We start from the raw sequence: 13,227 nt of genomic DNA, 5'->3' as shown, positions 1-13,227 counted from the left end.
GGGCTCCCTAGATTATAGTTTTATGCGCGATATTGTAGGGAGCCACTACTCCGGTCGCAAGCATCCGTCTTCTATAACGTTATACCCAGGTCAATTTATACGCACTTTTTTGCCATTACTTTTCAAGTTGCTGTTTCAGCTGATACAGCTGCTCCAACGCTTGGCGAGGGGTCATGTCATCCAGGTCGAGTGCGCCCACTGCCAGCTCCAGCGCGCTGGGTTCCAGTTTGGCGAACATATCCCCCTGAAATGCAGTTGAATCCGCAATAGCCGTCGCCCGCCGCGTCACTTTTTGCGGTAACCCGGTGGTTGAGCGTTTTGCATCGGGCGTTGCATTGGCGCCTTCCAGATTCGCCAGTTGGGCTTTGGCATTGCGGATAACCTCCACCGGCACGCCGGCCAGTTTGGCCACCTGCAAGCCGTAGCTCTGGCTGGCGGGGCCTTCGTGCACGTTGTGCAGAAACACAATGCTGTCATCGTGCTCGGTGGCGGTCAGGTGCACGTTAACGGCATGTTCCAGTTCATCTGCGAGCTGGGTTAGTTCAAAATAATGGGTGGCAAACAGCGTGTAACACAGAATGTTCCGCGCCAAATGCTCGGCCGTGGCCCAGGCCAATGACAAGCCATCAAAGGTGCTGGTACCACGGCCCACTTCATCCATCAGCACCAGGCTGTGTTCGGTGGCGTTGTGCAGAATGTTGGCGGTTTCGGTCATCTCCACCATAAAGGTGGAGCGCCCGCCGGCTATGTCGTCAGACGATCCCATGCGGGTGAATATGCGGTCGACCGGCCCAAGCACCGCGCTGTTAGCCGGCACAAAGCTGCCGGTATAAGCCAGCAAAGCAATCAGCGCCACCTGGCGCATATAAGTGGATTTACCGCCCATGTTGGGGCCGGTAATCATCAGCATGCGGCGTTTGGCGTCTATCAGCAAATTGTTAGGCACGAACGGATCGTCTAATAGCTGCTCGACCACCGGGTGCCGGCCTTCTTCAATCTGCAGGCCGGGTTCATCGCTGAACTGCGGGGCACACAGGCGCAGGCTGGTGGCGCGCTCGGCGAAGTTGCTTAGCACGTCCAGCTCGGCCAGCGCCTGAGCGGCATCTTGCAGCGGTGCAAGTTCTGCCGCAACCGTCTCCAAAACCTCATCCCACAGGGCTTTTTCCCGGGCCAGGGCACGACTTTTGGCGCTTAGGGCCTTGTCTTCAAACTCTTTTAGTTCCGGGGTAATAAAACGCTCGGCGTTTTTCAGGGTTTGCCGGCGAATGTAATCCGCGGGTGCCTGGGCTGACTGCAAACGACTGATTTCAATGTAATAGCCGTGTACCCGGTTGTAGCCCACTTTTAAAGTGCTGATGCCGGTACGCTGTTTTTCCCGGGTTTCCACGTCCAACAGATATTGGCCGGCGTTTTCGCTGATGTTGCGCATGTCGTCCAGTTCGGCGTCAAACCCGTCTGCAATCACTCCGCCTTCGCGTATCACCACCGGCGGGTTATCAATGATGGCCCGGCCCAACAAATCCGCTAACTGCGGATATTCGCCGATATTGGTGGCCAGCTCGCCGACGTGGGTGGAATCAACCGCAGCCATGGATTTTTGCAAATCGGGCAACACGGCGAACGCATCCCGCAGCCGTGCCAGGTCACGGGGCCGCGCCGAACGCAGCGCCACGCGCGCCAGAATGCGTTCTATATCGCCGATGGTTTTTAGCTGGTCGTGAATCGGCTCATAGTCAAAATTTTTCAATAGCGCACTGACCGCCTGCTGGCGCTGGCGTACCACCGCCACATCGCGTAGCGGACGGTTCAACCAGCGCCGCAGCTGGCGCCCGCCCATGGCAGTGGCGGTGCGGTCCATCACCCAGGCCAGGGTGTACTGGGTGCCGCCCATCAGGTTGGTGTCAATTTCCAGGTTGCGGCGGCTGGCCGCGTCCAGAATGACCGCGTCTTCGCGTCGCTCGCGGCTGAGTTTGCGAATGTGGGGCAGGGCGGTGCGCTGGGTTTCCCGCGCGTATTGCAGCAGGCAGCCGGCGGCGCACACGGCCAAGTGCATATCTTCACAGCCAAAACCGGTCAGGTCGCGCACCTGCAATTGCTGAGTAATTACCCGTCGCGCGGTATCAGGTTCGAACAGCCAGGGCCCCTGGCGACGAATGCCGGTAAAACCTTCCAGCAAATCGGTAAAAGGAAAGTCTTCGCTGATCAATATTTCCGCCGGGCGCAGCCGTTGCAGCTCGCCTTGCAAGGCTTCGGTGCTATTAAGCTCTGAAACCGCGAAGCGGCCGCTGGAAATATCCAAAGAAGAAAAACCGAAGTGCTGCTTATGGTGATAAATCGCCACCAGCAGGTTGTCACGGCGGTCTTCCAGGTAGGCGTCGTCGCTAAGCGTGCCGGGAGTAACAATGCGCACCACCTGGCGATCAACCGGGCCTTTGCTGGTGGCCGGATCACCAATCTGCTCGCAAATCGCAATGGATTGACCTGCGCGCACCAGGCGGGCAATGTAACCCTCAGACGCGTGGTACGGAATGCCCGCCATGGGAATTGGATTGCCCCCTGATTGGCCACGGGCGGTCAGGGTAATATCCATCAGCTCCGAGGCTTTTTTGGCGTCGTCATAAAACAGCTCGTAAAAATCCCCCATGCGGTAGAACACCAGCTCGTTGGGATGCTGGCCCTTTATTTTCAGGTATTGCTGCATCATTGGGGTAATTTTAGGGCTTTCGGTGTGCGCTGCTGACATGGGACATCCGCGATGGCTGTTTTGGGGAACTGGCGGTGGATTGTAGAAAATTACACCGCAGGATGAAACGTGGATTATAAATGAGGTCACCATGCCTGATATCACTGATGAATACATCCGCCAGCAGGCGGCAGAACTGGGTAGCGTATTAACCCGCGCCAGCGCCATGCTGGTGACTGCAGAAAGCTGCACCGGCGGCTGGGTGGCTAAGGCCATGACCGGCCAGGCTGGCTCCTCGGCCTACGTCACGGGTGGGCTGGTTACCTACAGCAACCATGCTAAACACGCTTTGCTGGGTGTTAATGAACAGACCCTGGCGGAATACGGCGCGGTGAGCGAGCCGGTGGTACGGCAGATGGTCTCCGGAGCGCTGCGAGTGTCGGGTGCAAGCGTCGCCGTTTCAATCAGTGGCGTTGCCGGGCCGGGCGGTGGCAGCGAGGCCAAGCCGGTAGGTACGGTGTGGTTCGCCTGGGGCAACGCCGAAAATATCAGCACCGGTTTGAAGCATTTTGACGGCGATCGCGACCAGGTGCGGCGCCAGGCTGTGATCTTTGCGATTGAAAGTGTGCGCCGGTTCTTGTTGAGTGATATCTAACCCACAATGGCTAAAAAAATCCCCCACACAAGGGTTGGTCTGCTTTGTCTAATGTGGTTTAATGCTGGTTAAATATACAGTTATTTTCCGGGGCAGCCAGTTCCCAAGTTTAGATTAGCGCATCATATTACCGGCGCACCCTATCAGCCCACTATTCAGCATATTATTCTAACGTACCATTTTGAAGAAGGTTCGTACCTATGGAAGACAACCGCAAGAAAGCTTTATCCGCCGCTCTAACCCAGATTGAACGCCAGTTTGGTAAAGGCGCCATCATGAAGATGGGCGACCACCCCCGTGAGGCAATCCCGTCCGTTTCTACCGGCTCTCTTGGTCTGGACGTTGCTCTTGGCATTGGTGGCCTACCTTACGGCCGGGTTTGTGAAATCTACGGCCCTGAAAGCTCTGGTAAAACTACGCTGACGTTGCAGGTTATTGCGGAAGCCCAGAAGCAGGGCAAAACGTGTGCTTTTGTTGATGCTGAGCACGCCCTTGATCCTCAATATGCTGAAAAGCTGGGCGTAAACGTTGATGAGCTGCTTGTTTCCCAGCCCGACACCGGTGAGCAGGCGTTAGAAATCTGCGACATGCTGGTGCGCTCCAACGCGGTGGATGTCATCGTCGTGGACTCCGTTGCCGCATTGACGCCAAAAGCTGAAATTGAAGGCGAAATGGGTGACTCTCATGTTGGTCTTCAGGCCCGCCTGATGTCACAGGCTCTGCGCAAACTGAATGGCAACGTCAAGAATGCCAACGTCCTGCTGATTTTCATCAACCAGATCCGCATGAAAATAGGCGTGATGTTTGGCAGCCCCGAAACTACTACCGGCGGCAACGCGTTGAAATTCTATGCCTCTGTGCGTCTGGATATCCGCCGCATTGGCGCAGTGAAAGACGGCGACGAAGTCACCGGTAACGAAACCCGGGTGAAAGTGGTTAAAAACAAAGTGGCACCGCCGTTCCGCCAGGCCGAATTCCAAATTTTGTACGGCAAGGGCATTTACCGCATGGCCGAAGTGGTGGACATGGGTGTAAAGGAAGGCTTTGTAGATAAGGCTGGCGCCTGGTACGCCTACAACGGTGACAAAATTGGCCAAGGCAAAGCCAACGCCTGCAAATTCCTGGAAGAAAACCTGGAAATGGCGAAAGAAATTGAAGCTAAGGTGCGCGACAAACTGATGCCCAAGCCGGAGAAAAAAGACGCGGCAAAAGATGCAGGGAAAGACGCGGAAAAAGGTGCAGGGAAAAATGCAGGGAAAAATGCAGGGAAAAATGCAGGAAAGGATGCAGGAAAGGATGCAGCAGTGGCGCCTGCAGAATCCAGCGACGAACTACTGTAAGACCGTTAGTTTGTCAGCGCGCTGTTGATTGCAGCGCGCTGACAAGCACTAAAAGTGAGGCCGGCTATGCCAGACTCTAAAAAGTCAGACTCTAAAGGTTCAGACTCTGAACAGTCAGAAGTCGGAAAACCCAGCGCCAAAAAACTATTGATTGTTGCCCACGCTCCATCGCCAAATACCCTCAAATTACGCAACGCAGTTGCTGCTGGCGCTAGCCATAGCGATATTGAAAATGTTGAGGTAAAGGTTCTTGCTCCACTGGATGCCGGCCCCGACGATGTTCTGGCTTGCAACGCGATTATTCTCGGCACCACCGAAAATCTCGGTTACATGAGCGGCGCATTGAAAGATTTTTTCGATCGCTGTTATTATCCGTGCCTGGAAAAAACCCAGGGCCTGCCTTTTACCTTTTATATTCGTGCCGGCCATGACGGCACTGGCACCCGCCGTGCGATTGACAGCATCACCACCGGCCTGCGCTGGAAACTGGTGCAAGAGCCTCTGCTGTGCCGTGGCAATTACGCCGATGAGTTTGAACAGCAGTGCGAAGAGTTGGGCTTGTACGTTGCGGCCAGTCTCGATAACGGTCTGATCTAAACGGCTTGCAACAGCCCCTCGCCTCTAAAAAATGTACAATGGTCCGATTATTCAATTGGACTTGCCGCCGTGTGCAGTAAGTCATCTTTGTATTCCGACTGTTACAGGATTAAACCTTGAAGTCATTGCCTCCGCATCAGCTCTACAAAGCCTGTGTTCTGAAAGATTTGCCATTTAAAAGCACCCGTCAGTTAGAACCCCTGGCTGAAATTGTGGGTCAGAACCGCGCCCAGGAAGCGGTGCGCTTTGCGCTGGCCATGCCCCACGGTGGTTACAACGTGTATGCGGTCGGTATTAATGGCCTGGGTAAGCGCACCATGATGCTGCGGTACCTGGAGCACCATAAAGATACCGATCAGCAGTCCCACGATTGGTGCTACGTGGCCGACTTTGAAGAGCCGCGGGTGCCAAAGCTGCTAAAGCTGCCGGCCGGGCAGGGCACACAGCTGAAGCGCGATATGGAAAAGCTGATGAGCCGGTTGGTAAAGGTGATCCCGCAAACCTTCGATAGTGATGGCTTTTTGGAACGTGCTGAAAAGCTGAAAAGCGATTACACCGCACTTCAGGATGGCGAGCTGGAAAAAGTCGCGAAGCAGGCCAAACGTCAAAAGGTCAGCTTGACCATAAGCACCCCGGGCGGTTATCGGCTGGTGGCTATGAGTGGTGATGAAGCTCATACCGCAGAGTCTTTTAAGGCCCTGACGGACGCTCAACGCGAAAAGTTCGAAGAGATTGTCAATAATCTGGAAAAACGTCTGCGCCGCGCCCTGCGCAAACTAGCCGACTGGGAACAGGAATACGCGGATAAACAACAATCGCTGAACCAGGAAACTCTGGAGGGCGTTACCGGTCACCAGATTGACGAGTTGAAAGAACGTTACAAAGACCTGCCAGAGGTGGCCGGATTTATTGAAGCAGTGCGTAAAGATCTGTCCGAGAATCTGGAGATTTTTCTAGATGACGATGACGAGCAGGCCACCATTGCCTACGCGTCACTGGACAAGAAAATGCCGCGGCGCTATCTGGTGAACCTGCTGGTACATCAGAAAACCAAAGAGATCCCGGTGGAAGTGGAAGACAATCCCACGTATCACAATCTGTTCGGTTACGTTGAAAACGTTACTTATAAAGGTACGGTGTTTACTGACTTTTCGTTGATTCGCCCAGGCAGCCTGCACCGCGCCAATGGCGGCTATCTGTTGATGGACGCCACAAAAGTGCTGGAGCAGCCGTTCGCCTGGGACGCCCTAAAGCGTGCGTTGCAGTCCCACTGTATTCAGATTAACTCCCTGGAGCGCGAGCTGACCCTGTCGGGCACCATCTCCATTGAGCCCGAACCGGTACCACTGGACGTGAAAATCGTACTGTTTGGTGACCGTGAAACCTGGATGCTGCTGCAGGAATACGATCCCGAGTTTTCAGAACTGTTCCGCGTGACCGCAGATTTCGAAAACGAGATGTATCGCAACGACGACAGCCAGTTGGCCTACGCCAAGTTTATTGCCAGCCTGGTGGTCGAGAAAAAACTGCTGCACTGCACCCATAAAGCTGTGGCGCGAGTGATTGAGCAAAGTGCCCGCATGGCTGAACATCAGAACCGCCTGTCGTTGCACGCCGCCGACATCGCAAATTTGCTGCGCGAGTCAGACTACTGGGCGCGCCAAGCCGCGGCCAAACAGATTCAGGATGTGCACGTAGAGCGTGCTCTGGTGAGCGCCCGTTACCGCAACAGCCGAATTCGCGACCATTTTTACGATTCCATCCGCGATGGCACCACCTTGGTGACCACAGGCGGCACCTGCGTTGGCCAGGTTAACGCGCTTTCAGTGCTTTCTACCGGTGGTTTCGAATTTGGTTTGTCGAACCGCATCACCGCCAGCAGCTATTATGGTGATGGCGACGTGATTGATATTGAACGGGACGTAAAATTGGGCGGCAGCATTCACTCGAAAGGCGTGATGATTCTGACGTCCTGGCTGGCGTCGCGGTTTGCCGTAGACGACCCAATGCACCTGTCGGCCAGCCTTACATTCGAGCAAAATTATGGCGAAGTAGACGGCGACAGTGCCTCTTTAGCAGAGCTGTGCGCCCTGGTGTCGTCTATCGCGCAGCTGCCGGTCAGGCAGGATCTGGCCATTACTGGCTCTATTAACCAGTTTGGCGAAGTGCAGCCGATTGGCGGGGTGAACGAAAAAATAGAAGGCTTTTTCACCACCTGTCAGCTTAAGGGTGGCCTCAGCGGCAACCAGGGCGTCATTATGCCGGCCAGCAACGTACAAAACCTGATGCTAGACAGCGAAGTGGTTGCCGCGGTAAAAGCCGGCGACTTTCATGTTTACGCCGTCAGCCACGTGGAAGAAGCCGTCGCCATGCTGATGGGTACGCCAGCGGGCACGCCCGATAGCAAAGGCAGGTACCCTAAAGGCACCGTTTTTGGCATTATTCAGCAGCGGTTAGAAAAAATGCGTGAACACGAGCGTCAGGAACATAGTCGGGATGATAACAAAGATCCGTCCATTCACTGACCAGCACTATAAAAACGGACAGGAGATTACAGCGCCATGACGGACATCCAGCAAACGGTATACGTGGTTGAAGACGACGAAGCGGTGCGCGACTCACTGGAGTTGCTGCTGCAGTCAGACGACAAACCGGTAAAAACCTACGACAGCGCTACCGCGTTTCTGAAAAGCTATTCTGACGCCATGGCGGGCTGCATCGTGCTGGATATCCGCATGCCGGGTATGGATGGCATGGAGCTGCAGAAAAAGCTTAACGACAAACACTCGATTCTGCCGATTATCTTTGTCACCGGCCACGGCGACGTTCCCATGGCGGTAGACGCCATGAAAGAAGGCGCCATAGACTTCATTCAGAAGCCCTACCGCGAAGAAGCCCTGCTAGAAAAGATTGAAGCTGCCTTGGTGCAAGACCGCCAGCAGCGCAAAACCCTGGGTGAAAAGCAGGAAATTGTGCGCCGTGTAAAAAGCCTGACTCCCCGCGAACACGAAATTATGGACCGTATGATTGCCGGTCAGGCCAACAAGGTGATTGCCATAGAGCTGGAAATTAGCCAGCGCACCGTAGAGATTCACCGTTCCCGGGTGATGCACAAGATGGGCACCCATTCACTGGCACATCTGGTCCGTATGGTGTTGTCAGTAAAGAACCTTATCGACCCACGATGATCCGAGCGGCATCATACGGTTACTTTGGTAACCGGCTTCTTGCATATGACTGATTCCGTCATCGACAACCGTGAGGTAACGGTTCTGCTTGTGGATGACAATCCCCAGAACCTGAAAGTGCTTTATGAGACTCTGAAAGACAAAGGCTATCGGCTGCTGATCGCCAACGGAGGCGGAAAAGCGCTGGAACTGGCCAACTGTCATCAGCCAGAAGTGATTCTGCTGGACATCATGATGCCGGAAATGGACGGCTATGAAGTCTGCCGGCGTTTGAAAGCTGACCCGGCCACCGCCGATTGCGCGGTGGTTTTCTTGTCAGCGCTTGACGACCTGAGCGCTAAGGTAAGAGGGTTTTCGCTGGGTGGCGCCGACTACATTTCCAAGCCGTTTCAGTCACAGGAAGTGATCGCGAGGGTAAAAACCCACGCCCGGGTTATTCGCCTTGAGCGCGAACTTCAGGCGCGCAACCGTGAATTACAAAGTGATCAGTCCCGTATTCTTAACGCCATCAGCGAGGGCATTTACGGCCTCGACGAAAACGGCACCATTGAATTTGCCAACCCTGCTGCCGGCCAGATTATGAATGCGCCGGTTGAAGAGCTGGTTGGCCAATGTTTTTTTGACCTGCACTTTGCCCCCGCAGCTGATGACAAGGAACCCCTGCCGGTTCAGGCCACCTGTCGTCATGGTATTGCAGAAGCACAGCGCGATATTCAGATGTTGCGCGTAGACCGGTCGGCGTTTCGGGCAAAATATCGTTCATCGCCCAAACAGGATGCCGACGAGTTGCACGGCGCCGTTGTGGTGTTTCGCGATATTACCGAAGAACTGGCCAATGAACAGGCGCTGGAAGAAGCTCGCGCCACGGTGCAAGAGCAGCGCGACCAGCTGGCCCATACCTCGCGCATGACCACCATGGGCGAAATGGCCGCAGGTTTTGCCCACGAAGTGAACCAGCCGCTGACCGCTATTACCAATTACGCCCGCGTGGCCAAACGCCTGGTGGGCAAAGCAGAGCCGGATTTAGTTTTGCTGCAGCAAACCATGGACAAAGTAGAAGCCCAGTCGCATCGGGCCAGTGAAATCATCCGCCGTATCCGCCGGTTTATGAAAAAGCCCGCCACCGGCAAAGAAATTGTCGCTATCGCCGCTTTGCTTGAAGATACCCGCCAGTTCGCGGAAGTCGACATGCGCAATAACGAAGGCGGAATAGAGCTGACTCTGGCCCCAAACCTGCCCGACGTGCTGGCAGATCCGATTCAGGTCCAGCAGGTAGCCCTTAACTTGATCCGCAACGGCCTGGAGGCTACCCGCAGTGTTGATTCGGCGGTACCGGTGGAGGTGAGCGCAACACTCACCGCACAGGGCTTCGTGCGCATCGAGGTGCGCGATCACGGCATTGGTCTGCAAGACGACGCCGAGGAAAAGCTGTTCCTGCCCTTCTACACCACCAAAAGCGACGGCATGGGCATCGGCCTGACCACCTGCCAATCGTTGATCCACGCCCAGGGCGGTGAAATTGGTTTTGAACGCCCTGTAGACGGCGGCACCCGTTTTTACTTCACGCTGCCCGTGGCGGTCGTTGCCCAGCCTGAGTCTGATTGAGCGGGCTCTGTGGCAGCCATGCCAGAAATCTGAATGCCGTAAAATAAAAAATATTCATAAAAACCGTTGACATAAAGTGGGGTATCTATACAATTCGCCCTCGTTGTCACCGAGCAATCTGAAAAGATCGCACACGCGGTTTCAGCTTGGAGCGGTAGTTCAGTTGGTTAGAATACCGGCCTGTCACGCCGGGGGTCGCGGGTTCGAGTCCCGTCCGCTCCGCCAAATTTAAAAACCCCAGATTGGAAACAATCTGGGGTTTTTTCGTTCCCAGGGGACGGATTTCAAATCCGTCCCCTCATCTCCGGGGACAGACTTGAAGTCTGTCCCCTACCGCATGATTTGCGACACGCTCGACAGCGCCGCGCACCCAAAATAGACTAACATCACCCAAACACATACCTTCAAGGATTGAAGATATGCCCAAAGCAAATGGACTGCAGTTCACCGCACAAGTCGGTGACTTTCCGTCAGACGTATTCTCCGTAGTCGGTTTCGAGCTAACAGAAAGCCTCTCACAGCTGTTCTGCGGTCGTCTGCAATTGGCCAGCACCGATTCTGATATCGATGCCAGCAATGTTCTGGAACAATCGGTTGACCTGGTGATTTGGCAGCACAGCGAGCCACTGCGGCGCTTTACCGGTGTGGTCAGCGAGTTTGTCATTTGTGACAGCGGCCATCACCGCACCCGCTATGAAATCGTGCTGCAGTCGCCCCTTTGGCGCCTTGAGCTGATGTACAACAGTCGTATTTTTCAGGGCCAGACCACAGAGTTTATCGTCAGCACGCTTCTGCAAGAACGCGGAATATCCGCTGTAGCGTTTCAACTGAAGTGCCGTGGCGACGTTCGGGAATACTGCGTTCAGCACCGGGAGAGCGATCTGGCCTTTATCCAACGCCTGGCGGCGGAAGAAGGTTGGCATTACCGCTACTGTCACGGCAGCATCGACGCCAGCCAGCAGCCAAGGGTTATTTTTGCAGACCATCACGGTAACGCCCCAAGATTGGACGCCGCGGAATACAACGCCAAAGCGGGCGGCAGTAGCCGGCAACCCGCCGTCTTTCGCTTGCGCTCTGAAGAGCGGGTAAAGGCCTCGGCCGTGGTGATGAAGGACTACACCTTCAAAAACCCAGCTTACGCCATGACGCACGAACACCATGCAGCCGCCGAAAGCCAACGCCAGGATTATCAACACTTCGACTACCCCGGCCGATTCAAAGCCGACGCAAGCGGCCAGCGCTTTACCCGGGTACGTCTGGATGCACTGCGAAATGACGCCAGCACCCACTGGCGCCAGCAACCGGCCAGATTTCACCTGCGGTGCGAAAGTTAAGTTCAACAGTCACAATCACGAGAGCATGAACCGCGACTGGCTGCTAACCAGCGTCACCCATACCGGCAAACAGCCTCAGGCATTGGAACAGGAAGCCGGCGCCGAACCCACCACCTATCACAACGCGTTCAGCGCCATGCCAGCCAATAAAACCTGGCGCCCCGATTTACCCCAAGGGGACGGATTTCAAATCCGTCCCCACCTTGGACCCGAGATGTACTCCGCCAAGGGGACAGATTTGAAATCTGTCCCCGATGTTGCTGTCCCTGATCTATCTCAAGGGGACGGATTTCAAATCCGTCCCCGACCTGTCTCCGATCTGCCCGATGGGGACGGATTTCAAATCCGTCCCCAATCTCGCTCCCGTCCCCGACCCGTAATGAACGGGCCACAAGTGGCCATAGTCACAGGCCCAGAGGGCGAAGAAATCCACTGCGACCAACACGGCCGGGTAAAAGTCCGTTTCCCCTGGGACCGGCGGCCGCTATCCGGCAACGCCGAAAGCAGCGCGAATAACCAACACAGCAGCGCCTGGCTCCGGGTCAGTCAAGGTTGGGCTGGTGGTCAATACGGCTTTATGGCCCTGCCCAGAATCGGAAACGAAGTCATCGTCTCCTTCCTGGATGGCGACCCGGATCAGCCCATCATCACCGGCTGCACTTACAACGCCACCAGCATGCCGCCTTACGCCCTGCCGCAACACAAAACCTGCACCTTCCTGAAAACTCGCACCCACAAGGGCGAGGGCAGCAACGAATTACGCTTTGAAGACGAAGCCGATAAACAGCAGGTTTATATTCACGCTCAGAAAAATCTGGACCTGCTCACCGAAAACAACCGCACCGAAGTCATCAACTCTGACAGCCACCTGACCATAGAGAAAACCCGGATAAGCCACGTCAAAGCCAACAAACACGAAACCATAGGCGGAGAAAAGCGCGAGCGCACAGGCAAAGACCACAGCTTTAGCGTAACCGGCACACTGCACCTCAAAGCCGGCGGCAGCTTTGTGAAGATCGACCCCAGTGGCGTGTCTATGGGCGGTGCTGCGATCAAAATGAACGCCGGTGGGGCGGTGGCACCTGTGCAGTTGGCGGATGTTGGCCAGCGGCCGAATGCCAAACCAAAACCAATAGTTGCCCATCGATTGAAGCAGGCAAGAATGAACAGGTCTGCGGTGGTGGAGCAGTGTCAGGAACGGCCAGACGGCTCTTGCCCCTTGAGCAATTGCCCGTGTGGTCGAGCGCAGCAGCTATAAATGGAGAGGTCGTACACCATGATTAGCTCAACCGATGCGCGCTATCTGGTTCTGGAATCCCGGCAGAAAAAGACGTTGCTTCAGGCGCTCTACAATATTTCCGATAATCCTCGATGGGTTTATCTGTTTGCGGACAGCGAGTGGCAAACCTACCTGGATGAAAGCCCGGTTCTGTTGGAAACGGCACAGAACAGCGAAGAATATCGCTGGGCATTGATGGGCCTTGAAGAAGAAAGATTGAGCGGTTTACTTTTAGAGTCTACACAGGGCCTGGATGCTGTAGCCAGTTGGTTAAGAGCCCGGCTGACCGTGTGTTTCGACGGCAACCGGAAAGGGCTTTTGCGGCTCTACGACCCAAAAATCTGGCACCGCTTGGCGGTAAAATCAAAGCCGAAGGCCAATATAATTGAGCGTGCTTTGTACTGGCACGGCAAGCCCGGTCAGCAGCGCTGGGTAATAGATGAAAACCCGGAGCCGATTGCCATGTCACCGATGCCGACACTGAACGAGCAACAGTGGCTGGCACTGAATGACGCCAGCGCCTGACCATGAATTTATTGTTTTAAG

Annotated in this window: 8 protein-coding genes, 1 tRNA gene and 1 pseudogene; 9 read left to right on the top strand and 1 reads right to left on the bottom strand. The window is 55.1% G+C overall.

Annotated features, from left to right (window positions below; all coding sequences use genetic code 11):
- Nucleotides 1-115 precede the first annotated feature (115 nt).
- On the bottom strand, nucleotides 116-2,743 hold the full coding sequence (gene mutS, locus ATI45_RS08375) for a DNA mismatch repair protein MutS (protein ID WP_098419087.1): 2,628 nt from the start codon (nucleotides 2,741-2,743) through the stop codon (nucleotides 116-118).
- Nucleotides 2,744-2,834: 91 nt separating this feature from the next.
- Here mutS and ATI45_RS08370 point away from each other — a divergent pair, with 91 nt between their 5' ends.
- The 9 genes and pseudogenes from ATI45_RS08370 to ATI45_RS08330 all read left to right on the top strand — a co-directional run bounded on the left by ATI45_RS08370 (nucleotide 2,835) and on the right by ATI45_RS08330 (nucleotide 13,206).
- Nucleotides 2,835-3,338 (top strand): CinA family protein, encoded by a 504-nt coding sequence (locus ATI45_RS08370; RefSeq protein ID WP_098419086.1) that lies wholly within the window; start codon nucleotides 2,835-2,837, stop codon nucleotides 3,336-3,338.
- A gap of 200 nt (nucleotides 3,339-3,538) precedes the next feature.
- Entirely contained in the window at nucleotides 3,539-4,678 is a 1,140-nt protein-coding gene (gene recA, locus ATI45_RS08365) for a recombinase RecA (RefSeq protein ID WP_098419085.1), read from the top strand.
- A gap of 66 nt (nucleotides 4,679-4,744) precedes the next feature.
- Complete coding sequence (locus tag ATI45_RS08360) at nucleotides 4,745-5,275, top strand: flavodoxin family protein (protein ID WP_098419084.1); 531 nt, start codon at nucleotides 4,745-4,747, stop codon at nucleotides 5,273-5,275.
- A gap of 116 nt (nucleotides 5,276-5,391) precedes the next feature.
- The gene (locus ATI45_RS08355) at nucleotides 5,392-7,800 is read left to right on the top strand and encodes a Lon protease family protein (RefSeq protein WP_098419083.1); all 2,409 of its coding nucleotides are present in this window, start codon (nucleotides 5,392-5,394) and stop codon (nucleotides 7,798-7,800) included.
- 36 nt (nucleotides 7,801-7,836) lie between these two features.
- A complete protein-coding gene (gene fixJ / locus ATI45_RS08350) occupies nucleotides 7,837-8,463 on the top strand; it encodes a response regulator FixJ (RefSeq protein ID WP_098419082.1) in 627 nt (208 codons plus the stop codon).
- Between the two features lie 45 nt (nucleotides 8,464-8,508).
- A complete protein-coding gene (locus ATI45_RS08345; RefSeq protein WP_098419081.1) occupies nucleotides 8,509-10,068 on the top strand; it encodes a response regulator in 1,560 nt (519 codons plus the stop codon).
- Between the two features lie 148 nt (nucleotides 10,069-10,216).
- Nucleotides 10,217-10,293: transfer RNA gene (locus ATI45_RS08340), tRNA-Asp, on the top strand.
- Nucleotides 10,294-10,487: 194 nt separating this feature from the next.
- Nucleotides 10,488-12,660: pseudogene (locus ATI45_RS08335) on the top strand (type VI secretion system Vgr family protein).
- Between the two features lie 18 nt (nucleotides 12,661-12,678).
- Complete coding sequence (locus ATI45_RS08330; protein ID WP_098419080.1) at nucleotides 12,679-13,206, top strand: DUF4123 domain-containing protein; 528 nt, start codon at nucleotides 12,679-12,681, stop codon at nucleotides 13,204-13,206.
- Nucleotides 13,207-13,227 lie beyond the last annotated feature (21 nt).

The organism is Marinobacter sp. LV10MA510-1 (assembly GCF_002563885.1).
Taxonomy (GTDB): Bacteria; Pseudomonadota; Gammaproteobacteria; order Pseudomonadales; family Oleiphilaceae; genus Marinobacter.
The sequence above is the reverse complement of the archived record's forward strand: the minus strand, read 5'-3'. Positions and strand labels throughout refer to the sequence as shown.